This is a genomic window from Clostridium sp. HMP27 (assembly GCF_000765165.1).
GTDB lineage: Bacteria > Bacillota > Clostridia > Clostridiales > Clostridiaceae > Clostridium_AK.
The window spans coordinates 192,399-215,065 of sequence record NZ_JMFY01000017.1; the positions used below are offsets into that span (position 1 = coordinate 192,399).

The following is a 22,667-nucleotide window of genomic DNA, read 5'->3' on the forward strand; positions in this document are numbered from 1 at the left end:
TAAAATCAATGGTTGTGGAAGAAGGGAAGTGAAAACTTCCGACATTCTTCCGACATTGATTTTTTTTACTTAGTATAAGTTAACAAATTAGATAATTTCTCAGTTGCAGATTTTTGCATATCTGTAGTAACATGAGAATATATATTCAAGGTTGTATTGATGTCAGAGTGACCAAGTCGTGTTTGGATAACTTTGAAATCAATTCCTTGTTGAAGTAGTAAGGTTGCATTGGTATGTCGAAGATCATGAAACCTTATTTTTTTTTCTATCCCCATTCTTTTAATTAGTCTAGAAAATTTTAGAGTGTAATAGTTTGGATGAATAAATTTTCCACCTTCCCAGGTAAACACAAAATCAAATTCTTTATTATTAAAAAAGTTTTTTTCATATAAACATCCATAATGAAGCTTATTTAAAGCCTGTACTTTTTTATGCTTTTTTAATTGCTCCAGTAGCTCATCAGAAATATATATTGCTCTTTCACTTTCTTCTGTTTTAGGAGTTCCTAGTTCAACTGAATTATTTGTGTATATAAGATTATTTTTTATATTTACTAGATTGTTCTCAAAGTCTATATTTTCCCATTCTAGTCCACCTAATTCTCCACGTCTTAATCCTAATTCCATTGTAGTCATTAATGCTAACTTAAAAATATAATCACCATATATATTTTTATTCAAGTCACTCAATAGAAGATTAAATTCATCTATAGTTAATGTATTCGCTTTAAATTTATCTCGTCTAGGTCTTTCAACAAACTTACAAACATTGTCATTTATAATTTGCAAGCGAACAGCTCTGTTCAAGGATGTATTAATTACACCATATATTGCTTCTACTGTAGAATTACTTAGCCCTTTTTTCTTTTCATTTTGTAGTAATTTTTCTACAAATAAAGGTTTTAAGTCTTTTAGCAAATATTTGCCTATATAAGGTTTTATATTGTTTTTATATATTTCCTTGTAACGTTCATAAGTATTAATTTTTCTATTTTCTTTAACAAAATTTTCTAACCAATCATTCATATATTCATCATAGGTTAGTTTTTTAGGTTCTACGAATCCATTCATATACTTGTACATAGCTTCATTAAGAGCTTCTAATGCTTCTTTCTTAGTATTACCACCTGACCTTTCTATTCTTTTTCTTTTGCCACCCTCACCTGGTACCTCAAAGGAATAATACCATTTATTCCCCTTTTTTCTTACGCTTCCTTGCATGTTACCACCTCCATATTCAATTTTGCTATATTAGCCGAGTTTTTTCTATAGGTAATGTTTTCCCTGTTAGGTATACAGATATCTTTTTTTATATTTTGATAAACAATTTGTCCATTAACTTTGATGCATAAAATATTTTCTTCTAACATGTAAATTCCCCCTAACTAAACGAACAAGTGTTCTATAAAAATTATACCATTTTATAAATCTTTTTCAAGAAATAAAAAAATGTTTTCACCTTTATACTAATTATTTCACAATATGAAGAATTATGTAATTGTCTGTATACAGAAATTTTCAACAACATTTAACATTTACTCTCTAAATATCCCATTATTTTTATATTAAATACATAATATGTAAAATTATTTATATTGAATGCATTATAAAATGTGTTATATTAGGCAAAAAAGATAAAGAGCAGTGGAGATTTGTGTCTCTACTGCTCTTTATCTTTACTTTTAGCTTTATCAATCAGTTTAGCAACATCAAAACCGACATCTTTTAATTGATTGATTAAGTTATTTACTTCTTCTGGAGAAAGTTCATGAGGATAGTTTTTATTAATCTCAATTTCAATTTGATCTTCGCCTAAAGTAGCCTTGTATATCTTTGCATCTTGGTTGTCAGTTCTAAGAAGCAGCCAATCAACAGAAACATCTCCTAGATCAGCTATTTTTACAAGCATATCAGCGTCAGGTGTTCTATTATTATTTTCCCAATTTGAAACGGCAACTTTTGTTACATTAAGCTTTTTACCAAAATCCTCACCTTTTAAACCTAACTTCTCTCTAACAAAGCGAATTCTATCACCTGTAGTTCTCATAATGACAACCTCCTTCATATCAATTATATATTATATTAGCAAAATGAAAATATATGTTATCATAATGAATATTTTTTTTAAAAAAGTGATAAAATACTATTGACAGTTATCGAAATGAAAACTAAAATATAAATATACCAGTTAGCAAAACGATAACTTGGAGGTGGAAACTTGAATAATAAAATAAAGGTATATAGAAGATTCTTTAATATAAGCCAAAGCGAAATGGCAAAAATTATAGGAATTGGATTAACTTCCTATAACCAGAAAGAGCAGGGAAAGAAGGATTTTACTTATACAGAAATGGCAACTATTTTAAAATACTTCAAAGAAAAAATACCGGATTTAACTGCAGATGATATTTTTTTTACAAATGGAGTTATCAAATTGAAAACTGCCAATGTATAATATATTCTGTGTGATTTGAAAAAAATTAAACCAGGATAATTATGGAGCTTAGGAGGCAATATACATGGCAGTTTTAAAAACCAAAGAAGCAAGAATGAAAAAGAACATGTCTTTATCCCAACTAAGTTACAAAAGTGGGGTGGCAAGGGGATATTTAACGGAATTAGAAAGTGGAAAATATTCTAATCCTGGCATTCAGGTAATTGGGAAGCTCTGTAAAGCACTAAAATTAACGCCTAATGAACTTATAGATGAAAGTTTGTGGAAGTGGGAGGAGTGATGAAGATGGAGCCTGTACTTTATACGGTTGCTGAAACAGCTGAACTTCTAAAAATTAATAAAAATGCGGTTTATGAACTCCTTAAAAGAAATATCTTGATGGGTTTAAAACTAGGTAGTATGAAGATAACTAGAGCCGAGTTGATAAGGTTCCTTGAAGAAAATACAGGAAAAGACTTGAGTAATCTTGATGATATTAAAGAATTAACATTTGAAAAAGAATAAGCTTAAAAATTTAAGGAGGGAGCAATGGATCATTTAATAGATCAATTTGATGCATTTATAGACTTTGATTTTAATTGCTTTTATGAGGAATTAAAATCCGGAAAGTATGGAACAAAATATTCTGACCAACCAACATATCCTAGCTTAAAAGCAACAATAGATAGCGTTAATATACTACGTAAGTATATGGGATGGAATATGTTATCTATAAAAGAAATGGTTGCAGAAAGGGAAGAAAATTAATCAACAAATGTTGGTAATGCAAAACTGAAAGATTAAATCTTAAATAGCAATTGATGAGTAGGCTTTAAGCCTAGGTTTTTTTAAAAAGGTGTGAAGCTACATACCTCCCCATATTATTCTATGCAGTGGGTAGGAAAATGATACCAGGAGGTTGCTATGAATATTAAAATTTTATTTCAGTTTATGCAGCTATGTAGGATTAGACATATGGAGCCTACTTTTGAAGGCTTAAAAATTTATAAAAAAAATTATTATAAGGAGGTTGCCTATGGAGAATTTAGCCTATACTAATGAGCCTTTTAATTTACAACTATGGCTTAAAGAAAAAAGAAAAGGTATAGCTGACGGTATTAAATATTGCAAAAGATTTTATGGGTTAGAATGTGATATTTTACTTAAAACTAATGAATTAAGCCATGAAGAATGGTTAGAAGCCAGAAAAGCAGGAATCACAGGAACAGATTTAGGAGGACTTACAGGAATAAGTAAATATTCAACCCCAATTAAAGTTTATCTAGATAAGATTGGAGAGTTAGATCCAACACAAGACAATGAAGTGATGTATTGGGGCAGGGTAATGGAAGATGTAATTGCAAAAGAATTTCAAGCCAGGAATAAGCTTAAGGTCAATAAGGTAAATGCAATACTAAAACATCCGGATTATTATTGGGCCTTAGGTAATATCGATAGATTAATAACTAATGAAAATGGTGAAAAAGGAATTCTAGAAATAAAAACAGTTTCAGAGTACTTAAAAACTTCATGGGATGAAGAAGAAGTTCCACCACAATATATGGTTCAACTTCAATGGTATATGTTTGTTTCAGGAGTGAATTTTGGATATTTTGCAGCTTTAATTGGTGGAAATAAGTATGTACAAAAATATGTTGAAAGAGATGAAGAGCTAATAGAAATGTTAAAAAATATAGCTCAAGACTTTTGGAAAAATAATGTTTTAACTAAAACACCACCTTTGGTTGATGGTAGTGAAGCTTCAACGGATTTATTAAAGACTTTATATCCACAAAGTGAACCAGGAACAGAGCTGATTCTTCCTGAAGAAGCTACTCAATTTATTAATGAAAGAGAAATACTAAAAAATCAGGTTAAGGAGCTAGATGTTCAAATAGCAGAATGTGAAAACAAACTTAAGGATCTACTTAAAAATAATGAAGTGGGTTTATGTGGAGATAAGAAAGTTACTTGGAAAACTTATAGTAAATCAACAATAGATTCTAAAAAATTAAAAGCAGAGAATCCTAATGTTTATGAGAAGTATTTAAAAACTTCTTCATATAGAAAATTTGATATTAAGTAAGGAGGAAATTTTATGGCTAGAAAAACCAGTGTTACAGATGTGTTTTCAAGTATTGATAAAGCTTTTAGTGAAGTGAAATGGGTTGAAAAAGCTATCAATGAAGTCAGTGAAGATGATATTGATTTAAGTGATATTTCTTCATCACTTGATGATGTGAAAAGTGCATTAGAGGATATTAAATCAGAACTTGAAAATTTTCAATCTGACTTGGAAAGTAAATTGGATAATATAAAAGAATTCTTTGAGGAGGTATTAGAGTAATGACAACAGCAAGTACATCAAGTGTAAAAAATCAAATTCAAAAGAAGCAGGAGCAACAAGCTACAACTCAAGCACCACAAGGAAGTAGTTTTCAAGGGCTTATAACTAAGCAACTTACAGGGCAGTTTAAGGCAATACAGAGCTTAGTACCTAAACATGTAACTCCGGAGAGGCTTTGTAGAATTGGATTAAATGCAGTGTCAAGGAATCCTAAACTAATGGAATGTGCACCGGAGACTATAGTTGGAGCAATAGTAAACTGTGCATCCTTAGGACTTGAGCCCAACCTTTTAGGGCACGCTTACATTGTACCATTTTGGAATAACAAAACAAACACAATGGAAGCCCAATTTCAAATTGGGTATAAGGGAGCGTTAGACCTCATAAGGAGAACAGGGCAAGTAAGTACCATTTCAGCTCATGAAGTTTACGAAGGAGATAAATTTGACTATGCATATGGACTGGAAGAAAAGCTAATTCATATACCTTGTGGAGAAGATGACGAAGCAAAAATCACGCATTTTTATGCAGCATATAAACTTAAGGATGGTGGCACAGGGTTTTTGGTAATGACTAGAACTCAAATGGATAAGCACAGAGATAAGTTTACAAAAAGTAAAAATAAGCAAGGGGCAGTATTTGGACCATGGGCAGATCACTATATATCAATGGCATTAAAAACAGTAATATTAAAGCTTATAAAATATATGCCAATAAGCATAGAACAACAAGAAGCACAGCAAGCGATGGAAGCTTTAAACCAAGATAATACCGTAATGACAGTGAAACATCCTGATGAAAACTTAGGTTTTGGAGATTCATATATTGAAAGTAACTATGTAGTAAATGAACATGAAGAAGGCGAAAAGCCAACAGAATAATGAAAGGAGGTGAGAACTATGGCTAATGCAGCTTTTAAAAGTTTAGTAGAAGGATTTAATGCTCAAATTAAATCTATGAATGAAAATAATTTAAAGGTTTTTGATGCAGACAATCCAGAGTTTTTTATTACTGGAATAGAATATAGCCAGGATGAAGATAAGCTTATTTTTAAAACAGCAGAAGATCCAACAGAATTGGAACGACTTGATGAACTTAGAAGAGCAGAATAAAACGACCCCTCGGCAAAGGGGCCATTCAGTAGAATTATGATTTTATATCTTGGATGGGTACTTCGGCAAAAGTACCTGTCCCAACTAAATTATATCAAAAAACTTACACTATTTATATTAGGTGTTTTGATATAAAAACCTATTTTTAGTGTATGCAGTTTGAGATAAAAATATACAAAGTTTCAAAGGGGATGGGAAAATGGAACTTTCAGTTGTTAAAGATCAAGTAGCATACATCTTAGAAAAAGACCTTGATGCAAGGGATAACGATAAATTGCTACAAGTTAGTGTTTTAAAAACTTTTTACAATGTAGAAAAAATAGATGACATATTGAAGCCAGAGGTACCTTCTTTAGAAAGTATTAGAAGGTGTAGACAAAAACTTCAAAGTGAGGGTAAATATGCAGGTTCTAAGTTAATTAAAAAGGCAAGAGAGCAACAAGAGGAAAAATTTAGACAGTTTACTATGGCCAAGTAAGGAGATAGTGTATGCCAGAAGATAAATTAATTCAATTTAAAGGTACTATTTATGAAAATGGATATGGGTTAATAGCAAAAAAAATAATGAAAGATTCAAGTTTAACTTTATCATCAAAGGCAATATATGCTTACTTGTGTAGTTACGCAGGCAATGAATCTAGTGCATTTCCAAGTGTTAAGTTAATTAAACATGAATTGGGAATCAGTAAAGATACTTTTTATAAATATATAAAGGAGCTCATTGATAAGGGATATATAGTTATAACTCAACAACGAGGAGAAAAAGGAAAGTTTAGTCACAATGTTTATAGCATAGAAGTTAGTCCAAGGCCTAAAATACCGAGTCCTAAAACACCGGATACGGATTCACCGGATACGGTAACACCGGAGCCGGTGATTTCGGACACTACTAGTAACAATACTACTAATAACAATACTACTAGTAACAGTTCTAATTGTTGTAGTAATAAGGAGTTAAAGAATCAAGATGTATATAAACATTATGAAATATGTGGATTTGGATTACTAAATAAAATGTTAATCGATTTAATAGATGCAGATGTTGAAATCTATAGTAAGCAATGGGTAATGGAAGCTATGACAGAAGCTGTAAGACAAAATAAATTTAAACTTTCTTTTGTTGAAGGTATTTTAAGAAATTGGAAGAGAGATGGAAGGAATAGCAAAGTAAAATCTGAAGCTTCGAAAAAGGAGGGTAATAAAAATAATGGAAATGACAAGCAACCTTCTGAACCAGGAGTCGATGAATCAGGTATTGGATTCCACTTCTAAATCTAATATTGAAAAATGTGAGATTTGTGGAGAACCTATAGGACTTGAGATGGTGCTACTTGGAACGAAATTTACAGTGCCAAGAATGTGTAGCTGTAAAAAGAAGGCTTTTGAAGAATCACAGAAGCAAGCTCAAGCATTAGAAAAGCAAACCAGGCTTTCACAGATATTTAATAATAGTTTAATGACAAAAGAGTTTAAAGAATTCACGTTTCAAAATTGGGATCATGATTTAGGAAATTCTAAAATGTATGATTTAGGATTAAAGTATGTGAAACATTTTAAAGAGATGAAAGAGCAAAACTTAGGATTACTGATATATGGTCAGCCGGGAAATGGGAAAACATTTTTATCAGGATGTATAGCAAATGAACTACTAAATAATTTTATACCAGTTGTATGTGTGTCAGCTATAGGAATACTAGAGCGAATAAAAGATAGCTTTGGTAAATATGGAGATGATGGTATTCAAAGCATATTAAATTGCTTAGATAATGCAGATTTACTAATTATAGATGACCTTGGAACAGAGAATAATACAGCTTGGTCAAGGTCAACAATGTACCAAATTTTAGATACCAGATACAGAAAGAAAAAGCCTTTAGTAGTTACTTCAAATCTTACAATGGACCAGTTACGAAAACGATATGATCAAGAATGTGAAGATAATGAAAAAGGAAGGACTTTTGATAGGTTGGTGAATGAAATGTGCACACCTATAGAAAACTTATCACCAAGTATTAGAGTAAAAAAGGGTAAAGAGAAGACCAAGTTACTAGGTCAAATATTAAATAGTTAGGGGAATTCATATGAAAGAAATAATATTAAATTTACTAAACTCTGTAAATAGAGAAGGAATGGATAAGGTTGTAGAGTTCTTGGAGCAAAGTGATTTTTTCACAGCTCCTGCATCTACAAAATACCACGGAAATTTTCAAGGGGGATTAGCAGAGCATAGTTACAATGTTTACACACTTTTTAAAGAGAAAAATGAAAAATATAAACTAGAGCTTCCGGAAGAAACAGTGGTTATAGCAGCACTCTTACATGATTTATGTAAAACTAATTTTTATAAAAAGGGAATTAGGAATGTAAAACAAGGTAAGAAACTGAATTGGAAAGGTCAAGAAGTTGATAATTGGATAGAAAAAGAAGTATGGGAAGTTGAAGATAGTTATCCAATAGGCCATGGAGAGAAAAGCATTATTATATTACAAGGCTTTATAAAACTTACTATTGAAGAAATAATGCTCATAAGATGGCACATGGGGGGATTTGAAAGCAAAGATAGCTCCTTAACCATGTATAATGCCTATAATTTAATGCCGGCTTGTGTGGCCTTACACACCGCAGACATTGAAGCAAGTTACTTTTTAGAGAAAAAAGTGGAGGTATAAAACATGAATGAGGTAGTAGTTAAAATCTTTGAGATAAGTGGGATAAATCCTAAAGATATAGAGCAGATGGTGGCAGAAGTTAAAAATCCAAGTCCAGAACAAAAGATAGCAGATGAGCTATATTTCCTAAGAGAACAAAATGCAGCATTAGAAAATCAAGTAATACTTTTAAAAGATGAACGAGCTAGATTAAAAAAGAGTGTAGAATCTGCAATATCAATTATAGTAGGAACATCTTACTCAAGTGTAGATGATAGAGCAAAACAAAAACTAGATGAGTTTAGAAAGCAAGCAGCTGAAACACTAAGAACTTCGGATATATTGGGATTACTTATTGGAGAATAAAATGAACTTAAATTATGCAGCACAGATATGCAGAACTTTTAAAGGCTCAGGAAAATGTCCTTTGTCTGGAATATGTAAGGAACCTATTGAGCTATCTAGAGAAAAAGTAGAAGCTTGGTCAAAAAGAATGGAATTTAAGGCAAAGGACTTGCTTGAGGATGGGGGCAGATTAAATGAATAAAGTTATTTTAATAGGCAGATTAACGAAGGATCCTGAATTAAAGTTTACTCCTGGAGAAGGAAAAGCAGTTACGACTTTTACTATTGCAATAGATAGAAGGACAGGTAAAGACGGTAAAAAAGAAGCTGATTTTATTCCTTGTGTTGTATGGGGAAAGCAGGCAGAAATCATAGCTAATTATTCAGGAAAAGGTAAACAAATTTGTGTTTCAGGAAGAATACAAACTAGGAATTATGACAATAAGGAAGGCAAAAAAGTTTATAATACTGAAGTTGTTGCAGATCAAGTTCAAATAATAGATTGGGTAAAGGCACCAGATTCAAAAAGTTTTAATTGTGGACCAGATATGGTTCAAGTATACGATGAAGAAAATCCATTTAATTAAGGGGGAGAAGTATGAAAGTATTAATAGTTTTAGATAAAACATCAAGGTTTAATATAGACCTTCCGGAGGTAGAAGCAAAAAAGTTATATAAGAATTTAGTTGGAGCTGTTGTAGGCGGATTAAAGGTACAAGAACCAATTACAGAAGAGCATAAAAGTATTAATATTAGAAAACCTGAAAATATAACACATAAGGAAATAGAAAAAGTTCAAGCAACTGAGCAAATATCAAAGAAAGAAGAAAATAGTGAAGTATCACAGTATTATCCTAAAAAACTAGTAATGATTAAGTGTCCAAGCTGTAATGTTATAGCAACACCTGTATTGAATGTAAAAGATGATGAGTTGCTATATAAAGATAGACATTTAACTTGTAAGAGCTGCCAAGGAGAATTACCTATAGGAGAAATAAAACCTGCAAGGTATCAATGTCCAAACTGTAACACCACAGCATCATTCTATGTAATGAACGATTTAAAAGAAGTAAATTGCAAGGGGTGCGGAAGTTTAATAGACCTAATATGGCATGAAAAAAAAGAACAATATGTAAGTGCAAATTTAATTAAGTAGGGGGAAATAGTAATGAAGAGTACTGGAGTAGTGAGAAAAGTTGATGAGTTGGGAAGAATAGTTCTTCCGATAGAGCTAAGAAGGACATTAGATATTGCTGAGAAGGATGCATTAGAAATTTATGTAGAAGGTCAACAAATTATATTAAAAAAACATGAGCCAGCGTGTGTATTTTGTGGAGAAGCAGATAAAGTTCAAAATTATAAAGGAAAAAACATCTGTGTTAAATGCCTTAAAGCATTAAAGGATATAAAGTAAATGAAGTTAATGGTTTTAAGTCATAATGATAATTTGAAGCAAGATAATAACACATGGAGTTGGAATGATATCAAAGAAAAACATCAAGAAGAAGCAGCTGAATTGATTCAGGCATTAACGGAAAAAGATAATTATCAAATAGCTGAAGAGGTACTTGATGAGATTCAAGTGTGCATAGGAATATTGGACAAGCTTCAGCGAGACGGATTAAATATAGAGCAAATGGTACTAAGGCATAATAAGAAACTAGTAAATCGAAATTGGAAGGATAAAGGAGTGGTTAACATTCAATGGTGCAAGAATGTATAGTTTGTGGTAATCCATATTCTGAAGAGCACCATATAGTATTTAGAGGGCAACAAGAGGCAATGATAAATTGCCCTCTAAATAAAAAGTCTTTGTGTTGTGAGTGCCATAGAGGAAAAAATGGGCCACACTTAAATAGATCAATAGATTTGAAATATAAAATAGAGCTTCAAGAAGAGATGTACAAGCTATTTTCAGCTAAAGAATGTTACAGCGAAGATGAAGTAAAGATTATATTGCAGATACCTAGGAAACATGTACGAAAGTTACTTAAGCCTTTAGGGTTAAAAGTTCTTGATGATACAGTAGGGTACTGCAGAGAAGACATAATAAAACAAGCTATGGGGGGAAAGTTCTATGGCAAGTAAATATAAATCTGAAAAAATTACTATTGATGGAATAACGTTTGATAGTAAAGATGAAGCCAGGTATTATGAATATTTAAAAAAGAAGAAAGCTAAAGGTGAGATATTAAATTTTGAGCTGCAGCCTAAATATGAGTTGATTGCTAAGTTTGAGAAATTTGGTAAAAAGTATAGGGCAACAACATATACACCAGATTTCCTTATATACCACATTGACGGAACTGAAGAACTTATAGATGTAAAAGGTTTTTCAACTCAACAAGGAGAGTTAAGAAAAAAATTATTTGATTCAAAATATCCTAATGTAAAGCTTACGTGGGTAGCCCGGAATTTAAAGTATGGAGATGAAGATGGATGGATTCCATATGAAGCTCTACAGAAAAAAAGGAGGGAGAGTAAGAAATGCCAAAAATAAAGATTATTAATGAGGGTAATGGAGAAGTAAAAGAAATTGATTGTATTGGTTACAACTTACAATTTGTTGAATCTAATGGTAATGGGCAAATACAAAAAATAAGAGCTTTAAATAACGGTAAATGGAGTTACAAGTATTGGATAAAAAATGATTTTTATAGACCAATAGCACAAAAAATTAAAGATAAATACAAGGAAAAAGTACCAGAATTTTCACTTATAAATTTAGATAAAATTCTATTCATTGAAGATATGGACTATGTAGGAGATGAGGTAAGTCGTGATGATGAGGTAATGTGGATTAAGAAACTTCCTAAGCAGGTCACAGAATTTACTGGTTATAAGTTTATTATTGAAAGCCGAGAATTTTGGATGTCAAGAATATCTAAAGAACAAGTAGTAGCACATATTTACAGTTGTTTAAGACGAATAGAAGATGGAGATAAGCTAAGAGCTCCTGATTTAGTAGGGTGGAAAGAGGTAATCGGAACATTAGGATATGGATGGGAAACAACTATAAGTCCTATACCAGATTTATTAAAGGGATTTGATGAAGAGGATTTTAGGATGCTTAAGAGAGCAGATACTCAGTTAAAATTCGATTTGAGTTCTGCAAAATAAAAAAATTCAGTTATACACATAATTTACAGGCTTGTGGACAACTTAAATGAAATATGTACAGGCCTGTAAATTCAAAATGGGGGTAAAGGAAATGAAGGATTATTTAAATGCTGATGAAAAGAATCAGATTATGGTATTCATGTCAATATTACAAATAATGAATGGCAATAGAGGGATAAATGGACCTAAGATTATAACTGTTTTAGAGGATTGGAATAAGAGGGGCAATTTAACTAAAGATGAACATAGAAATTTAAAAGCTGCAGGTACGTACCTTACAAAGTTTTGTCAGAGTGTATATGACAGATTGAGTGATAAAGAAAAAATACAAATAGATAAGAGACTGCAGAAGTTTGATTTTAGATTAGTTGATGATTATACACTTCAAAAGGTTTATAGAGAAATGGGAGATAGAATGGTAAATGCAGTGGTACCGAGACAACTATTCAATAAATGGTGTGAAGAGATTATGGAATGTAATTGTAAAGATTGTACAAAAGACTGGAAAGAATGTGAACTTCACCAAGTGTTTGAAGAAAATTTTGTTCCAGAAAGCACTTGGAATAAAGAAAACTGTAGATATGCTTATGAGTTTATAGAAATTAAAAAATAGGAGGAGTTATTATGGCAAAGCAATGGATAGATTTTAGATTAAAGGATATGTATGCAGTTAAGCATTCTCTTCAGAATGTGGTAAGGCAAAAAGAACAGGAGTTAAATTATATTAAGGATCATGATAAGACATCAGCAGCAGAAATAAAGATTTCTCAGTTGGAAGAAGATATAGAGCATGAAAAGTGGTTAGTTCAGAAAATGGTAAATGAGATAGAAGATTTTAAAATAGGAAATAAAATAAAGTAGAGGGATGGCGAGGAGTATGGCCCAAAAAAGTAAAGGGGAAGGTTTTAAAGAAATAGAGGGGCAACTAACACTATGGGATATGGAAATAACAAAAAAGCCTACTCCGTTCACAAAAATAGATGAAAAAATAACAGAAATGGATAGTTCGTTCACAGAAATTCTCAAAGAAGATATGCAAAGTAAAAATGAGAAACCAATAAGATGTTTAGAATTAACGGATATGCAACGTATATTCTTAAAGGAAAATAAGGTTATGGAAAATGATAATTTATCTAAAGTAGTACTATATTGTGGTGGTGGATTAGGTATAGAAGTTAAAGAAGATTATGGTTTTAAAACTTTGTATATAAATAGGTTTGGAATTGAAGAATTTAAGGTTGATAATAAAATGCCAATACTACCAATGGACAAGATTATCTATTACAAGGAAGAATGTATTACTAATAATATTCAGGAAGAACAATTAAGGAAGCTTAGAGAACAGAAGAATATACAAAATATAATAAGGCGAAAAGGTGATGGAAATATAATTATAGAGCTTCAAACAAAGATAATTAGTATTAATTCAAAAGGATGGATATTAGAATTTAATGGAGTTCAATCTCTATATGATAAGTCTGAAATTGAAAAACAAGAGAATCAGGAGAATATTGAAGAAGTAAGAAAAAAAGTAAAAGAAGGAGATATAGTTGAAGCATATTATGGGGAGACGATTATAACAGGCAGGATATGCCGAGTATATGGTCCTGATAATGTAACCTTAAATATTATATTTGACAATGAGAAAAAGCATACAGCTATATGTAGGCTTTGTATAAAAAGATTAATAAAAAGTGCTTAAGGGGTGAGATTATGGGAAGTAAAAATTGGACAGCAGAAGAGTGTTCATACTTAGAGGATAAATGGGGAATAATTTCAATACCAACGATAGCAGCAACATTAGGCAGAACGGTAAATGCTGTAAAAATAAAAGCACAAAAGATTGGTTTAGGAAGACATTTGCATTCAGGTACGGAGATAACAATTAATGAACTTGCAAATGCTTTAGGTAAAGGAACAAGTTATGGGTGGATAGCAGACAGGTGGTGCAGATACGGACTACCCGTAAAGTATAAGAAGAGCATAAATAAAAGATATAAAGTAATTGATATAGATCAATTTTGGAAGTGGGCTGAGAAACATAAGGATATAATAGATTTTTCAAAGTTTGAATCTAATATGCTCGGTAAAGAGCCAAGTTGGGTTGAGGAAAAAAGGAAGGCTGATATAGCAGCAGCTAGATATAAAAGAACTCCATGGACAAAAGATGAAGACAATACACTTATATCGATGTTAAATGCTTATAAATATAACTATAGTGAAATTTCAGAGTGCTTAAAAAGAACTGAAGGAGCTATAAAAAGGAGAATGCTAGATCTTGGATTAAAGCAAAGACCTTTAAAAGCTGATAACCATGTACCATGGACAGATGAAGAGGTTGGAATCTTAGTTAGTTTAAGAATGAGAGGATATAGTCCGGAAGTTATATCTAAAAAAATTGGAGGTACAAGGTCAGCTTTAGCTGTAAGGGGAAAGTTAGAAAGAATGGAGATGATTTAGTGGCCAAGCATATACACACAACTTATTATGAGGATAACTATGTAAGATATAACTGTTATGAATGTGATAAGAGTTTTATTATAGGAGAAGAATTATCAAAAGGATGTAGTATAAGGTGTCCTTATTGTGGAAGTGATGAAGTTGATTGGGAAGCTATGACGGATGATGATCGTATAGAAGAGCTAGACATGGGATGTTTAGGAATATACTTTGACAAGATAGATTTAATTGCTAGACAGTTATCTATCAAATCTGGAGGTTTATACTCAACAGAACAGATAAAATTGAGTTTAGCAGCTATATTTAATGCATTTGATACTTTTCAAGATTCTATGAAACAGCTATGGGATAAACTTAAACCAGTGGCAGTAGAACTAGAACATTTATTAGATAAACAAATAAAAATGCCTAAAATAAAAAGTAAATATCAACCATATAAAACCAAGCTGTATACTAAAAAATATTACAATAAAAAAGTTTATTACAATTGCAGAAATAATTGTTAAGGAGAAATCTATGAGCAATGAAGTCATATTTGATGAAGATATAGATAGCTTCAAGGATATAGTAGAAAGATTTAACATTTTACAAGATACAGATTATTCACAAGCATATCAACTGCATAAAGAGGCACTAGCTCAATATGACCGTTGGAGTACTATTTTCTTTGAAGTAAGAAGGTCAGAAGTAGGAAGTAAAAAGGACCCGGCACTAAAAGATAGAATAGAGCATATTTTAAAAATTTTAAATAATATATACACATCAGCGAGAATGGTTTGGAATAAATCAACTAATGATCTAAATGAGGGTAAATATTAGGAGTGAGTAATCTTGATAGTGATAGAGGTTATCCCTTATAGAACATTTAAGGAGAAGATTAAACTTGTTAAAGAGCACTTAGGACAAGGCAAAATTGAAGTTTATAAATCTTATATTTATATAGAGAGGGAAGAAAAGAATGATTAAAATTATAGTTTTCATAATATTTTGCCTAGTAATATTAATGGCTTATTCACTATGTGTAGCTGCAGCAAATGGAGATAAAGGAATTGAAGAATGCAAATATAATATTCTTGAAGGCTGTGAAGGTAAGTGTTGTAGAAAATGTGAATTGGAAAACACATGTAAATTAACATGTTCTAATAACCCGGAAAGCTGTGGTGGAAGACATTAAAACTAAAACAAGGGGGGATTAAGAATGGATTATATAAAAGAGGCGGAAGGGTATTTAAGAAATTATACTGACCTAACAGATGCAGTTGAAAATTTAGAAAAGGAGTTAGAATTTTTAGAAGAGGAGATAACAGGAGCCAAGGCAATAGATTATTCAGGGATGCCTGGTGGTGGAGGTGCAGCTCTTCCAGATGATAGACTAGTAAATCTATTGTATCAAAAGCAAATTAAGGAGAAATCATTGGAGTTAACAAAAAAGAAGATAAAGCTTATAGATTCAGTTCTTAGTCAAATGGCAGTTGGAGAAGGTAATGAACAGGATGAAAAAGTATTAAGAAAGTTTTTTATAGATAACATAAGAGGACAAGCATTAGAAAAGGAGTTTGGGGTATCAGAGAGACATGTATACCGTATGAAAGGCAAAGCAATTAGAAGGTTTGCAATTCAGATTTTTGGAATAAAAGGGCTTGGAGAGTAGGGTGAGGTGGTAAAATCACTTCACCCAAAAATAAGGGAGTGATTAATAGATGCTAGTATGTAGATATGATAAAGACGCTAATCCTAATTCATGTAGCGGTTGCCAATATGGGTGTATTGAGAAGAAAGCAGCAACTATAAATAAAGAATTTGAGAAGGCTATAAAAGATATGGAAGAAAGTAGGGTGAAAAAGAATGGCACATTGGTGTGATACATGGCCACATATAATAGTGGCTTCAGTAATATTAAAAAATAATAAAATTAAACTCTGGAAGGTTGGGCAGAATCCTTTAAAAGATAAATACAACATTGAGGGATTAATTAAAGAACATCCTGAATATTCTTACCAGGAGAAGGAATGGTCTGTATATAATGATTTAGGACATAATAAAGTGTTTGATGAACATTCTAAAAATTGGTTTAGGCAATGGGAACTTCATGAAGATTACAAAGGCAACAGTCCATTTGAAAATGATGATATTGATATAAGTAATGTATTCGGTGGAAGATATGAAATAGTTAAACCGTTAAAAATAGGTAATTAGAAGGTGAAGCAATGTGTATATTCAATTAAGTTTATTGCCTAAACTATTTAACAAAGGAGATATAGTTAGATTTTGCAATAGAGATCATAGAGTAAGGAAGATAATAGAACCAGGAGATGGAGATATATATTATGAGTTTGTAGATATAAAACATGGTGGTACGTATATTTTAGGAAATAGGACTATAGAAAAAGGGATAAACGAGTATATAAAAATATAAATGTCAAAAACATGTCATAGATTTTGGTAAAAATGAACTATATAATTATAATAACAAAATAGGTTAGAAAACACCGGCTTTTTAGATAGCTGGTGTTTTTGTTTATATAAAGAAAGGAGGGAGAAAGGTGAAAATAGGTGAGATATTAAGGGATAGACAAGCTGATGTATATAAGCAGCTTAATAGTAAACCTAAGAGTAATAAAAAAAGGAGAAGGAGCAGGAGGAGGAAAAATCAAGGCCTGACTTTCTCCCAAGTAGAACAACTTATGAAGCACGATAGTTATAGTCGTGGTAGAGGTGGAGCTATAAGACAAAGGACATGGAGTGAATGATTATGGAATTACAATTAGTATCTATTGAAAAAATAAAGCCTTATGAAAATAATCCTAGACATAATGATGATGCAGTAGACAAGGTTGCAGAAAGCATAAGAGAGTTTGGATTTAAAGTTCCTATAATAGTGGACAAAGATAATATAATCATAGCAGGCCACACCAGGTATAAAGCTGCTAAGAAGTTAGAATTAAAAGAAGTACCTGTAATAAAGGCAGAAGATTTAACTGTAGAACAGGTAAAAGCATTTAGGATAATGGACAATAAATCTTCAGAGTTGGCAACATGGGATTATGAAGCTTTACTTCAAGAAATGGAAGGCTTAAAGATAGCAGATTATAATTTAGAGCTTACAGGTTTTGAATTGAATGAAGTAGAGAGCTTAATGGATGAGTATAACCCAAAAGAAATAGAAGAAGATGAGGATTTTAACATAGAGGAGCAACTAGAAAATATAGATACTCCTAAAAGTAAAAGAGGGGATATATGGTTATTAGGTAAACATAAGTTAGCTTGTGGAGACAGCACTTTAAAAGAAGATATAGATTTACTAATGGATGGCAAAAAAGCTTCTATGGCATTTACAGATCCACCTTACAATGTAGCATATGAAGGTGGTACTGAAGATAGACTCACAATACAAAATGATAATATGAGTAATGATGAGTTTTATAATTTTCTTTTAAAAGTGTTTAGCAATTACTATGAACTTATGGAAGAAGGAGCTCCAATTTATGTTTGTCATGCGGATAGTGAGGGTGAGAATTTTAGAAAGGCTTACAGGGAAGCAGGTTTAAAACTTGCTGAATGTATAATATGGGTTAAAAATACTTTTGTAATGGGTAGACAAGACTACCATTGGAGACATGAACCTATTTTGTATGGATGGAAAGAAGGTAAGGCTCATTATTTTGTAGATGATAGAACTCAAGATACAGTTTGGGAGATACCAAAACCTCAAAGAAATGCAGAGCATCCAACTATGAAGCCTTTAGCTCTTTGTGCTAAAGCCATTAAAAATAGTAGTAAGCCAGGAACATTAGTAGTAGATTTATTCGGAGGTAGTGGTTCAACATTGATGGCAGCTGCTGAAGTAGAAAGAATATGTTATACAATGGAGCTTGATGAAAAGTATACAGATGTAATAGTCTTAAGGTATATAAATCAATATGGTCCTGAAGAAGTCTTTTTAATAAGAGATGGAATTAAAACACCTTATTCTGAAGTCGAATAAAGACATCTTAAAATCCTTGATATAACTGTGCTTTAGAGTGATTAATGTACATGAAGAAAAACACACAAGGAGGATTTTAAAATGAGAGCATTATTTGGAAGAAAGGTTTTAAATTTAAAAGAGCTTAAGGAGCTTACAAGAGAAGCAAAGAAGGATGGAATGAAAGGAACAGAATACGAAGTAATAAGAGAGGTTGAATTGACAGATGAAGAATTTAAGGAATTTGCAAAAGACTTTAATAAAGACCAACCTTGGATAACAAAAGAAGATGGTGGTAACAATCAAAAAGGAGAACTAAGATGCATAAGAGTTAAAAATAAAAAAACAAAGAAAAGTATATTGGTAGATTCCGAAGGATATACCTACCCAAGATATACAGCATTAGAAAAGTAAAAAAGCCTTTATAAGGCTTTTTTTAGTTGAATTATAAGATGAACATTGTCGTTAAGTATAACTGGCTATAAACCTCTTTCAGAGCTAACATGTACACTAACAAAAAGAAACACACACTTTGAAAGGGGTAAAATGAATTTATGAAAAATCAAATGTTTGGTATAGAAATAGAACTTACAGGAGTGACAAGGGAGAAGGCAGCAAGAGTTGTTGCTGAATATTTTGGTAAAAGTGCAAGGCACGTAGGTGGCGGGTATGACCAATATGAAATTAAAGATCAGGAAGAAAGAACCTGGAAAGTAATGAGGGATGGAAGTATATCACCTCAAAGAAAATCATCAGGAAATATCATAAGTGCCACCGATGAATATAAAGTTGAAGTTGTATCACCTAAATGTAAATATGAAGATATAGAAAAGGTTCAAGAAATAGTAAGGCTTTTAAGAAAGGCCGGAGCTTTAGCAAATAGAAGTTGCGGAATACATATTCATATAGATGGTTCAAACCACAACACAAGGAGCTTAAGGAACCTTATAAATATATTTTATAGTAAACAAGACTTAATATATAAGGCCCTAGAAGTTGAAGAAGGAAGAGAAGAAAGATACTGCAGAAAGGTTGGAGACAGGTTACTAAAAGAAGTTAACAGTAAAAAACCGCAAAGCCTAAATGATATGGCAGATATATGGTATAAGCCATATTGCGGTTCAAGGAGCAACCATTATCATAGCAGCAGATATCATGGACTTAACCTACATGCAACTTTTACAAAGGGTACAGTGGAATTTAGACTATTCAATGGAACAACCCATGCAGGAAAGATAAAGGCATATATACAATTTTGTTTAGCAATAAGCCACCAGGCAATAATACAAAAATCAGCAAGTAGTAAGAAAACACAAACTACTAACGAAAAATATACTTTTAGAACTTGGTTGCTAAGGCTTGGATTAATAGGAGAAGAATTCAAAACTTGTAGAACACACCTTTTAGCAAACCTAGAAGGAGACACAGCCTTTAGAAATGGAAGAGCAGCATAGGAGGGAAACCTCCTTTTTATTTTACCTTCATAAGGGAGCTAACTTATGAGGTGAGAGCATGGGAAGGAAAACAAAATTTAGTAATGAAGTATTAGAAACTGCAAAAAAGTTAGCTAAGGAAGGATGTACTGATGAAGATATAGCTGGAAGATTAGGTATTGGTATAAGAACTCTTTATGACTGGAAGAAAAAATATCCGCAGTTTATGCAGGCCTTAAAAGAGAATAAGGATTATTTTGATTCCAGGGTAGAAGATGCACTTCTTAAAAGAGCATTAGGTTATGAATATGAAGAAACGGAAATAGTAGCAACTAAGGATGGTAAAACCTCAAAGGTTAAAAAAACCAAGAGAACAGTACCACCTGATGTAACAGCTATTATTTTTTGGTTAAAAAATAGGCAACCAGAAAAGTGGCGTAATAAGATAGAGTTGCAGCATGAGGGAAATATAAAAACTGAAACCAATATGTCAGAACTATCAATAGAGGAGCTTAGAAGATTAGCAAAACTTGAGTAGGAGGTGAAGTTCTATGGCTGACAAAGGGCAGGTCAAAGAAGCTTATGAAACCGGAAAATATACATTTCAACAATTAGCTGATGAGTTCAATGTCAGCTTAGGAACAATTAAATCATGGGCCAAGAGAGACAAAGACGATGGCAAACCATGGTTAAAAGGTTGCAACCAAAAAGAAAAAGATGCAACTAAAAAAAGTAATAAGGTTGCAACTAAAAAGAAGGTTACTGAAGATAAAAAGGAGAAAATACTAGCATTATCAGCAATAGGTAAATCACAGAGGGAAGTTGCAGAAGTAGTAGGAGTTGCACCTAGTACAGTAAATAGAATAGTTAATATTAATCCAGATGATCTTGAACAATATAGAACACAGAAAAAGATGGAGTTTATTCAACAAGCATGGGATACAGTAAATAATGCATTAGCCTATGGAAATCAAAAGATAATATTAGCCACAGTAATGGCTGAACATTTTGATGATAAGATAGATGAGCTTATTGAGGTTATGAAAAGTAACGGTGCTGATGGTAAGACAGTTGGAGATACTATAAAGGCAATATCACAGGCTATGAATATACCACTTAGAGATGTAGCGACTTATGTAGGAACTCTTTATGATAAGATTGCACTGGCAACAGGAGGAGCAACAGCAAATGTTAATCTTAATGCTAATGTAACACCAACTAGGGAAGCTATGAAAGAGATGTCCTTAGAGGAGTTGAGAAGGCTTGCCAAACTTGAGTGATAATCAAAAAAAAGCTATAGCAAGAATGGCCAAGTGTGAATTATCAAGAAGGAGCTTCTGGGATTTTACTCAAACACTATATCCTAAATTTTATAAAGAGGATAGATGGCATTTAGAAAAAATAGCACATACTCTTCAATCTCTTTATGAAGGAAGAATTATAAAAGTACCTCCTGAGAGCGAATGGAGAATAGTAGATAGTTTAGATGGTATACAAGGTCAAATAACTTGTAAAAAATTAATGCTTAATATGCCACCTAGACATGGAAAGTCATTCACAGCTACTAATTTTGCTAAATGGGTGCTAGGGAAGGATAACAACAATAGACTTATAACTGTGTCTTATAATGAGAAACTTTCAGGAAGGTTTGCAAAGGCTGTAAGGGATGGAATAGATGAAGTAAGAGTAGATGATCATAAAAAGGATAAGATAATATTTCAAGATATATTTCCAACAACAAAAATAAAACAAGGTGATGGTAGTTATCAAATGTGGTCCTTAGAAGGGCAATATTTTAATTATTTAGCAACATCACCAACAGCAACACTTACAGGTGTCGGATGTAACATAGGCATTATAGACGATATTATTAAAGATAAATCAGAAGCTTACAACGACAACGTATTAGAAAACCATTGGGATTGGTACGTTAATACTTATTTATCAAGACTTGAAGAAGGTGCTATGCAAATCATTATAATGACTAGGTGGTCCACAAAGGATTTGTGTGGCAAATTGCTAGAAGAGGAACCAGGAGAATGGTATGAGCTTAAAATGAAAGCTTATGATGAAGTTAAAGATGAAATGTTATGTGAGGAACTTTTATCAAGAAAAAGTTTTGATGATAAAAAATCAAAAACATCTGAAGAAATAATACAGGCTAACTATCAACAAGAACCTGTTGATGTCAAAGGTATTCTTTATAAAACAATAAAAACATATGAAAAGCTTCCGCCTTATTTTGAACACATAATTAATTACACTGATACTGCAGACGAAGGAGATGATTACCTTTGTTCTATAACTGCAGGTATATATCAAGGTGAGGCTTACATACTAGATGTGTATTATACACAGGAAGGTATGGAAGTGACCGAACCTGTAACAGCTGAATTTATGGTAAAGAATAAAGTAAATGCTGCATTAATTGAAAGTAATAATGGTGGTAAGGGATTTGCAAGAAATGTTATTCGAATCATATGGGAGAAATTTAAAACCAAGGCAGTAAATATTAAATGGTTCCATCAAAGTCAAAATAAAAAGGCCAGGATCTTAACCAATAGTACCTTTGTAATGAACCATATATATTTTCCTGTTATGTGGAGAAATAAATGGCCAGAGTTTTACAAAGCAATTACTACCTACCAAAAGGAAGGAAAAAATGCACATGATGATGCACCAGATGCATTAACAGGAATAGCAGAAGTTTGTCAAAGAAGCTTTTCAAAACCAGAAGCTACTGAAACAGAAGAAAAAAAGGAAGATACTCAAAAGAAACTTAAAAGGAATTTATACTAGGGAGGT

Annotated in this window: 43 protein-coding genes; 40 read left to right on the forward strand and 3 right to left on the reverse strand. The window is 32.0% G+C overall.

The features are described 5' to 3' along the window. Positions 1–65: 65 nt before the first annotated feature. The 3 genes from DP68_RS08660 to DP68_RS08665 all read right to left on the reverse strand — a co-directional run bounded on the left by DP68_RS08660 (position 66) and on the right by DP68_RS08665 (position 2,046). A complete protein-coding gene (locus tag DP68_RS08660) occupies positions 66–1,220 on the reverse strand; it encodes a tyrosine-type recombinase/integrase (protein ID WP_035308485.1) in 1,155 nt (384 codons plus the stop codon). Then, the gene (locus DP68_RS19535) at positions 1,205–1,369 is read right to left on the reverse strand and encodes a hypothetical protein (protein ID WP_291548001.1); all 165 of its coding nucleotides are present in this window, start codon (positions 1,367–1,369) and stop codon (positions 1,205–1,207) included. The genes DP68_RS08660 and DP68_RS19535 overlap by 16 nt, the downstream gene beginning before the upstream one ends. A 290-nt stretch (positions 1,370–1,659) precedes the next feature. Beyond that, entirely contained in the window at positions 1,660–2,046 is a 387-nt protein-coding gene (locus tag DP68_RS08665; RefSeq protein WP_035308487.1) for a helix-turn-helix transcriptional regulator, read from the reverse strand. Between the two features lie 171 nt (positions 2,047–2,217). On the opposite strand from DP68_RS08665, the gene DP68_RS08670 reads away from it, so the two are divergent. The 40 genes from DP68_RS08670 to terL all read left to right on the forward strand — a co-directional run bounded on the left by DP68_RS08670 (position 2,218) and on the right by terL (position 22,661). Then, complete coding sequence (locus DP68_RS08670) at positions 2,218–2,454, forward strand: transcriptional regulator (RefSeq protein WP_035308489.1); 237 nt, start codon at positions 2,218–2,220, stop codon at positions 2,452–2,454. A 64-nt stretch (positions 2,455–2,518) separates the two neighbouring features. After that, positions 2,519–2,734, forward strand: a complete 216-nt coding sequence (locus tag DP68_RS08675; protein WP_035308491.1) for a helix-turn-helix transcriptional regulator — start codon at positions 2,519–2,521, stop codon at positions 2,732–2,734. Between the two features lie 5 nt (positions 2,735–2,739). Next, entirely contained in the window at positions 2,740–2,958 is a 219-nt protein-coding gene (locus tag DP68_RS08680; protein WP_035308661.1) for a helix-turn-helix domain-containing protein, read from the forward strand. Between the two features lie 24 nt (positions 2,959–2,982). Next, positions 2,983–3,201 (forward strand): hypothetical protein, encoded by a 219-nt coding sequence (locus DP68_RS08685; protein WP_035308493.1) that lies wholly within the window; start codon positions 2,983–2,985, stop codon positions 3,199–3,201. 268 nt (positions 3,202–3,469) lie between these two features. After that, positions 3,470–4,519, forward strand: a complete 1,050-nt coding sequence (locus DP68_RS08690; protein ID WP_081957141.1) for a lambda-exonuclease family protein — start codon at positions 3,470–3,472, stop codon at positions 4,517–4,519. Between the two features lie 12 nt (positions 4,520–4,531). Next, complete coding sequence (locus DP68_RS08695; protein WP_035308495.1) at positions 4,532–4,780, forward strand: hypothetical protein; 249 nt, start codon at positions 4,532–4,534, stop codon at positions 4,778–4,780. Continuing rightward, positions 4,780–5,661, forward strand: a complete 882-nt coding sequence (locus DP68_RS08700; protein ID WP_035308496.1) for a recombinase RecT — start codon at positions 4,780–4,782, stop codon at positions 5,659–5,661. Before DP68_RS08695 ends, DP68_RS08700 begins: the two co-directional genes overlap by 1 nt. Before the next feature lie 18 nt (positions 5,662–5,679). Then, positions 5,680–5,892, forward strand: coding sequence for a hypothetical protein (locus tag DP68_RS08705; protein WP_035308498.1), 213 nt, complete (start codon positions 5,680–5,682; stop codon positions 5,890–5,892). Positions 5,893–6,091: 199 nt separating this feature from the next. Next, positions 6,092–6,370: a hypothetical protein gene (locus DP68_RS08710; RefSeq protein WP_035308501.1), complete on the forward strand. Its 279-nt coding sequence runs from the start codon at positions 6,092–6,094 to the stop codon at positions 6,368–6,370. An 11-nt stretch (positions 6,371–6,381) separates the two neighbouring features. Further along, positions 6,382–7,164 (forward strand): helix-turn-helix domain-containing protein, encoded by a 783-nt coding sequence (locus DP68_RS18900; RefSeq protein ID WP_052085719.1) that lies wholly within the window; start codon positions 6,382–6,384, stop codon positions 7,162–7,164. Continuing rightward, positions 7,100–7,963 carry an ATP-binding protein gene (locus tag DP68_RS08720; RefSeq protein ID WP_291548008.1) on the forward strand — a complete coding sequence of 288 codons (864 nt, stop codon included), beginning with the start codon at positions 7,100–7,102 and terminating at the stop codon, positions 7,961–7,963. Before DP68_RS18900 ends, DP68_RS08720 begins: the two co-directional genes overlap by 65 nt. 10 nt (positions 7,964–7,973) lie before the next feature. Continuing rightward, entirely contained in the window at positions 7,974–8,561 is a 588-nt protein-coding gene (locus DP68_RS08725) for an HD domain-containing protein (RefSeq protein WP_035308505.1), read from the forward strand. A gap of 3 nt (positions 8,562–8,564) precedes the next feature. After that, positions 8,565–8,906, forward strand: a complete 342-nt coding sequence (locus tag DP68_RS08730; RefSeq protein ID WP_035308507.1) for a hypothetical protein — start codon at positions 8,565–8,567, stop codon at positions 8,904–8,906. A 1-nt stretch (position 8,907) separates the two neighbouring features. Next, a complete protein-coding gene (locus DP68_RS08735; RefSeq protein WP_035308510.1) occupies positions 8,908–9,087 on the forward strand; it encodes a hypothetical protein in 180 nt (59 codons plus the stop codon). Next, the gene (locus tag DP68_RS08740) at positions 9,080–9,472 is read left to right on the forward strand and encodes a single-stranded DNA-binding protein (protein ID WP_035308511.1); all 393 of its coding nucleotides are present in this window, start codon (positions 9,080–9,082) and stop codon (positions 9,470–9,472) included. The genes DP68_RS08735 and DP68_RS08740 overlap by 8 nt, the downstream gene beginning before the upstream one ends. An 11-nt stretch (positions 9,473–9,483) precedes the next feature. Then, positions 9,484–10,041 (forward strand): hypothetical protein, encoded by a 558-nt coding sequence (locus tag DP68_RS08745; RefSeq protein WP_035308513.1) that lies wholly within the window; start codon positions 9,484–9,486, stop codon positions 10,039–10,041. A 12-nt stretch (positions 10,042–10,053) separates the two neighbouring features. After that, positions 10,054–10,299, forward strand: coding sequence for an AbrB/MazE/SpoVT family DNA-binding domain-containing protein (locus tag DP68_RS08750; RefSeq protein ID WP_035308515.1), 246 nt, complete (start codon positions 10,054–10,056; stop codon positions 10,297–10,299). Beyond that, positions 10,300–10,608 (forward strand): hypothetical protein, encoded by a 309-nt coding sequence (locus DP68_RS08755; protein ID WP_035308516.1) that lies wholly within the window; start codon positions 10,300–10,302, stop codon positions 10,606–10,608. It begins immediately after the preceding gene. Next, positions 10,590–10,973: a hypothetical protein gene (locus DP68_RS08760; RefSeq protein WP_081957143.1), complete on the forward strand. Its 384-nt coding sequence runs from the start codon at positions 10,590–10,592 to the stop codon at positions 10,971–10,973. Before DP68_RS08755 ends, DP68_RS08760 begins: the two co-directional genes overlap by 19 nt. Then, positions 10,963–11,385, forward strand: a complete 423-nt coding sequence (locus DP68_RS08765; RefSeq protein WP_035308518.1) for a DUF1064 domain-containing protein — start codon at positions 10,963–10,965, stop codon at positions 11,383–11,385. The genes DP68_RS08760 and DP68_RS08765 overlap by 11 nt, the downstream gene beginning before the upstream one ends. Further along, the gene (locus DP68_RS08770) at positions 11,373–12,005 is read left to right on the forward strand and encodes a putative metallopeptidase (protein ID WP_035308519.1); all 633 of its coding nucleotides are present in this window, start codon (positions 11,373–11,375) and stop codon (positions 12,003–12,005) included. Before DP68_RS08765 ends, DP68_RS08770 begins: the two co-directional genes overlap by 13 nt. A 91-nt stretch (positions 12,006–12,096) precedes the next feature. Continuing rightward, on the forward strand, positions 12,097–12,618 hold the full coding sequence (locus tag DP68_RS08775; protein WP_035308520.1) for a DUF5651 domain-containing protein: 522 nt from the start codon (positions 12,097–12,099) through the stop codon (positions 12,616–12,618). Positions 12,619–12,629: 11 nt separating this feature from the next. Continuing rightward, positions 12,630–12,866 (forward strand): hypothetical protein, encoded by a 237-nt coding sequence (locus DP68_RS08780; protein ID WP_035308522.1) that lies wholly within the window; start codon positions 12,630–12,632, stop codon positions 12,864–12,866. Positions 12,867–12,882: 16 nt separating this feature from the next. Then, complete coding sequence (locus DP68_RS08785) at positions 12,883–13,707, forward strand: hypothetical protein (protein WP_035308523.1); 825 nt, start codon at positions 12,883–12,885, stop codon at positions 13,705–13,707. Positions 13,708–13,718: 11 nt separating this feature from the next. After that, positions 13,719–14,465 carry a Myb-like DNA-binding domain-containing protein gene (locus DP68_RS08790; RefSeq protein ID WP_052085720.1) on the forward strand — a complete coding sequence of 249 codons (747 nt, stop codon included), beginning with the start codon at positions 13,719–13,721 and terminating at the stop codon, positions 14,463–14,465. After that, the gene (locus tag DP68_RS08795) at positions 14,465–14,971 is read left to right on the forward strand and encodes a hypothetical protein (RefSeq protein WP_035308525.1); all 507 of its coding nucleotides are present in this window, start codon (positions 14,465–14,467) and stop codon (positions 14,969–14,971) included. The genes DP68_RS08790 and DP68_RS08795 overlap by 1 nt, the downstream gene beginning before the upstream one ends. 10 nt (positions 14,972–14,981) lie before the next feature. Then, on the forward strand, positions 14,982–15,284 hold the full coding sequence (locus DP68_RS08800) for a hypothetical protein (RefSeq protein ID WP_035308527.1): 303 nt from the start codon (positions 14,982–14,984) through the stop codon (positions 15,282–15,284). 12 nt (positions 15,285–15,296) lie between these two features. Further along, positions 15,297–15,431 (forward strand): hypothetical protein, encoded by a 135-nt coding sequence (locus DP68_RS19540; RefSeq protein ID WP_291548031.1) that lies wholly within the window; start codon positions 15,297–15,299, stop codon positions 15,429–15,431. Then, positions 15,424–15,639: a hypothetical protein gene (locus DP68_RS08805; RefSeq protein ID WP_035308528.1), complete on the forward strand. Its 216-nt coding sequence runs from the start codon at positions 15,424–15,426 to the stop codon at positions 15,637–15,639. Before DP68_RS19540 ends, DP68_RS08805 begins: the two co-directional genes overlap by 8 nt. A 24-nt stretch (positions 15,640–15,663) precedes the next feature. After that, positions 15,664–16,116: a hypothetical protein gene (locus DP68_RS08810; protein ID WP_035308531.1), complete on the forward strand. Its 453-nt coding sequence runs from the start codon at positions 15,664–15,666 to the stop codon at positions 16,114–16,116. Positions 16,117–16,165: 49 nt separating this feature from the next. Further along, the gene (locus DP68_RS19545) at positions 16,166–16,327 is read left to right on the forward strand and encodes a hypothetical protein (RefSeq protein ID WP_291548045.1); all 162 of its coding nucleotides are present in this window, start codon (positions 16,166–16,168) and stop codon (positions 16,325–16,327) included. Continuing rightward, the gene (locus tag DP68_RS08815; RefSeq protein ID WP_035308533.1) at positions 16,311–16,661 is read left to right on the forward strand and encodes a hypothetical protein; all 351 of its coding nucleotides are present in this window, start codon (positions 16,311–16,313) and stop codon (positions 16,659–16,661) included. Before DP68_RS19545 ends, DP68_RS08815 begins: the two co-directional genes overlap by 17 nt. A 13-nt stretch (positions 16,662–16,674) precedes the next feature. After that, positions 16,675–16,881, forward strand: a complete 207-nt coding sequence (locus DP68_RS08820) for a hypothetical protein (protein ID WP_035308535.1) — start codon at positions 16,675–16,677, stop codon at positions 16,879–16,881. A 127-nt stretch (positions 16,882–17,008) separates the two neighbouring features. Next, on the forward strand, positions 17,009–17,215 hold the full coding sequence (locus DP68_RS08825; RefSeq protein ID WP_035308537.1) for a hypothetical protein: 207 nt from the start codon (positions 17,009–17,011) through the stop codon (positions 17,213–17,215). A gap of 2 nt (positions 17,216–17,217) precedes the next feature. Continuing rightward, positions 17,218–18,450: a DNA modification methylase gene (locus DP68_RS08830; protein ID WP_035308538.1), complete on the forward strand. Its 1,233-nt coding sequence runs from the start codon at positions 17,218–17,220 to the stop codon at positions 18,448–18,450. A gap of 81 nt (positions 18,451–18,531) precedes the next feature. Next, entirely contained in the window at positions 18,532–18,843 is a 312-nt protein-coding gene (locus DP68_RS08835) for a DUF6329 domain-containing protein (RefSeq protein ID WP_035308540.1), read from the forward strand. 140 nt (positions 18,844–18,983) lie between these two features. Next, positions 18,984–19,883, forward strand: a complete 900-nt coding sequence (locus DP68_RS08840) for an amidoligase family protein (RefSeq protein ID WP_035308542.1) — start codon at positions 18,984–18,986, stop codon at positions 19,881–19,883. A 58-nt stretch (positions 19,884–19,941) separates the two neighbouring features. Continuing rightward, a complete protein-coding gene (locus tag DP68_RS08845) occupies positions 19,942–20,400 on the forward strand; it encodes a transposase (RefSeq protein WP_035308543.1) in 459 nt (152 codons plus the stop codon). Between the two features lie 13 nt (positions 20,401–20,413). Continuing rightward, entirely contained in the window at positions 20,414–21,142 is a 729-nt protein-coding gene (locus DP68_RS18905) for a helix-turn-helix domain-containing protein (RefSeq protein ID WP_052085721.1), read from the forward strand. Beyond that, positions 21,126–22,661 (forward strand): phage terminase large subunit, encoded by a 1,536-nt coding sequence (gene terL / locus DP68_RS08855; protein WP_363330950.1) that lies wholly within the window; start codon positions 21,126–21,128, stop codon positions 22,659–22,661. The genes DP68_RS18905 and terL overlap by 17 nt, the downstream gene beginning before the upstream one ends. Positions 22,662–22,667 lie beyond the last annotated feature (6 nt).

Coding starts and splice junctions, on each gene's coding strand:
- DP68_RS08775 (WP_035308520.1), top strand. CDS start 12,097: ATGAAGGATTATTTAAATGCTGATGAAAAGAATCAGATTATGGTATTC.
- DP68_RS19535 (WP_291548001.1), bottom strand. CDS start 1,369: ATGTTAGAAGAAAATATTTTATGCATCAAAGTTAATGGACAAATTGTT.
- DP68_RS08770 (WP_035308519.1), top strand. CDS start 11,373: ATGCCAAAAATAAAGATTATTAATGAGGGTAATGGAGAAGTAAAAGAA.
- DP68_RS08830 (WP_035308538.1), top strand. CDS start 17,218: ATGGAATTACAATTAGTATCTATTGAAAAAATAAAGCCTTATGAAAAT.
- DP68_RS08760 (WP_081957143.1), top strand. CDS start 10,590: ATGGTGCAAGAATGTATAGTTTGTGGTAATCCATATTCTGAAGAGCAC.
- DP68_RS08695 (WP_035308495.1), top strand. CDS start 4,532: ATGGCTAGAAAAACCAGTGTTACAGATGTGTTTTCAAGTATTGATAAA.
- DP68_RS08765 (WP_035308518.1), top strand. CDS start 10,963: ATGGCAAGTAAATATAAATCTGAAAAAATTACTATTGATGGAATAACG.
- DP68_RS18900 (WP_052085719.1), top strand. CDS start 6,382: ATGCCAGAAGATAAATTAATTCAATTTAAAGGTACTATTTATGAAAAT.
- DP68_RS08675 (WP_035308491.1), top strand. CDS start 2,519: ATGGCAGTTTTAAAAACCAAAGAAGCAAGAATGAAAAAGAACATGTCT.
- DP68_RS08805 (WP_035308528.1), top strand. CDS start 15,424: ATGATTAAAATTATAGTTTTCATAATATTTTGCCTAGTAATATTAATG.
- DP68_RS18905 (WP_052085721.1), top strand. CDS start 20,414: ATGGCTGACAAAGGGCAGGTCAAAGAAGCTTATGAAACCGGAAAATAT.
- DP68_RS08835 (WP_035308540.1), top strand. CDS start 18,532: ATGAGAGCATTATTTGGAAGAAAGGTTTTAAATTTAAAAGAGCTTAAG.
- DP68_RS08660 (WP_035308485.1), bottom strand. CDS start 1,220: ATGCAAGGAAGCGTAAGAAAAAAGGGGAATAAATGGTATTATTCCTTT.
- DP68_RS08690 (WP_081957141.1), top strand. CDS start 3,470: ATGGAGAATTTAGCCTATACTAATGAGCCTTTTAATTTACAACTATGG.
- DP68_RS08790 (WP_052085720.1), top strand. CDS start 13,719: ATGGGAAGTAAAAATTGGACAGCAGAAGAGTGTTCATACTTAGAGGAT.
- DP68_RS08750 (WP_035308515.1), top strand. CDS start 10,054: ATGAAGAGTACTGGAGTAGTGAGAAAAGTTGATGAGTTGGGAAGAATA.
- DP68_RS08665 (WP_035308487.1), bottom strand. CDS start 2,046: ATGAGAACTACAGGTGATAGAATTCGCTTTGTTAGAGAGAAGTTAGGT.
- DP68_RS08810 (WP_035308531.1), top strand. CDS start 15,664: ATGGATTATATAAAAGAGGCGGAAGGGTATTTAAGAAATTATACTGAC.
- DP68_RS08710 (WP_035308501.1), top strand. CDS start 6,092: ATGGAACTTTCAGTTGTTAAAGATCAAGTAGCATACATCTTAGAAAAA.
- DP68_RS08725 (WP_035308505.1), top strand. CDS start 7,974: ATGAAAGAAATAATATTAAATTTACTAAACTCTGTAAATAGAGAAGGA.
- DP68_RS08745 (WP_035308513.1), top strand. CDS start 9,484: ATGAAAGTATTAATAGTTTTAGATAAAACATCAAGGTTTAATATAGAC.
- DP68_RS19545 (WP_291548045.1), top strand. CDS start 16,166: ATGCTAGTATGTAGATATGATAAAGACGCTAATCCTAATTCATGTAGC.
- DP68_RS08755 (WP_035308516.1), top strand. CDS start 10,300: ATGAAGTTAATGGTTTTAAGTCATAATGATAATTTGAAGCAAGATAAT.
- DP68_RS08700 (WP_035308496.1), top strand. CDS start 4,780: ATGACAACAGCAAGTACATCAAGTGTAAAAAATCAAATTCAAAAGAAG.
- DP68_RS08720 (WP_291548008.1), top strand. CDS start 7,100: ATGGAAATGACAAGCAACCTTCTGAACCAGGAGTCGATGAATCAGGTA.
- DP68_RS08815 (WP_035308533.1), top strand. CDS start 16,311: ATGGCACATTGGTGTGATACATGGCCACATATAATAGTGGCTTCAGTA.
- DP68_RS08730 (WP_035308507.1), top strand. CDS start 8,565: ATGAATGAGGTAGTAGTTAAAATCTTTGAGATAAGTGGGATAAATCCT.
- DP68_RS08785 (WP_035308523.1), top strand. CDS start 12,883: ATGGCCCAAAAAAGTAAAGGGGAAGGTTTTAAAGAAATAGAGGGGCAA.
- DP68_RS08685 (WP_035308493.1), top strand. CDS start 2,983: ATGGATCATTTAATAGATCAATTTGATGCATTTATAGACTTTGATTTT.
- DP68_RS08840 (WP_035308542.1), top strand. CDS start 18,984: ATGAAAAATCAAATGTTTGGTATAGAAATAGAACTTACAGGAGTGACA.
- DP68_RS08845 (WP_035308543.1), top strand. CDS start 19,942: ATGGGAAGGAAAACAAAATTTAGTAATGAAGTATTAGAAACTGCAAAA.
- DP68_RS08735 (WP_035308510.1), top strand. CDS start 8,908: ATGAACTTAAATTATGCAGCACAGATATGCAGAACTTTTAAAGGCTCA.
- DP68_RS08680 (WP_035308661.1), top strand. CDS start 2,740: ATGGAGCCTGTACTTTATACGGTTGCTGAAACAGCTGAACTTCTAAAA.
- DP68_RS08800 (WP_035308527.1), top strand. CDS start 14,982: ATGAGCAATGAAGTCATATTTGATGAAGATATAGATAGCTTCAAGGAT.
- DP68_RS08740 (WP_035308511.1), top strand. CDS start 9,080: ATGAATAAAGTTATTTTAATAGGCAGATTAACGAAGGATCCTGAATTA.
- DP68_RS08705 (WP_035308498.1), top strand. CDS start 5,680: ATGGCTAATGCAGCTTTTAAAAGTTTAGTAGAAGGATTTAATGCTCAA.
- DP68_RS08780 (WP_035308522.1), top strand. CDS start 12,630: ATGGCAAAGCAATGGATAGATTTTAGATTAAAGGATATGTATGCAGTT.